The 627-nt window shown below is 29.5% G+C and carries 2 protein-coding genes; both read right to left on the reverse strand.

Annotated elements, in window-relative coordinates; translation table 11 throughout:
* Positions 1-208: AAA family ATPase (locus tag Z054_RS29670; RefSeq protein ID WP_035093943.1), on the reverse strand; the 208-nt coding region annotated here is incomplete at its 3' end.
* A gap of 22 nt (positions 209-230) precedes the next feature.
* Positions 231-464: a hypothetical protein gene (locus tag Z054_RS0127485; protein ID WP_024773150.1), complete on the reverse strand. Its 234-nt coding sequence runs from the start codon at positions 462-464 to the stop codon at positions 231-233.
* Positions 465-627 lie beyond the last annotated feature (163 nt).

Consider the following 627-nt stretch of genomic DNA (forward strand, 5'->3'; position numbering starts at 1 on the left):
TATCATATCCTCTACCATCCATATGGGGAAGTTGCAATCTATACGCTATAGATTCCAGCAATGTAGATTTTCCAGAACCATTTTCTCCAATAATGAAAGTGATGTTGTTAGATACATCAATATTTTTAGCAAATTTTATTGCTGGAACATTATAGGGATAGGGATGATCTCTATCCGCTTTTATATGAACAGATGCTAAATATGACATAAAACCATAGTAAGTTTTTGTATTAATTCAAATTACTAAAATTTCTCAATCGTTGATTGTCTTCTGCTAATTCTTTTATGATCACTTGTAAACCAGCTATTTTTTGGATTGCCCAACCTTCAAAGATCATCCTGTCATTTACTTCAGGATCAACTTCTTTTACCTCTGCCAGATGATCTTGAAAATCCTTAATCATTTCCTGACTTTGCGCATTTATCTTTTTTATATAGTCCTTTTCTCTGTTTTCAAAATCCATTTTCTCTTTACCTTAAATTAATTGTATTCTTTGTGCTAAATGCAACGTATTTTCAATGTTTCCCTTTTAATATGTGTCCATACTCTATAAAATGTTACCTATAAATTTTTTTAAAAAAAATCAAAATAAATAAAATTACGATGACTTTCGAATTTTAGCACTT

Origin of the sequence: Aquimarina macrocephali JAMB N27, assembly GCF_000520995.1 — a bacterium.
GTDB lineage: Bacteria > Bacteroidota > Bacteroidia > Flavobacteriales > Flavobacteriaceae > Aquimarina > Aquimarina macrocephali.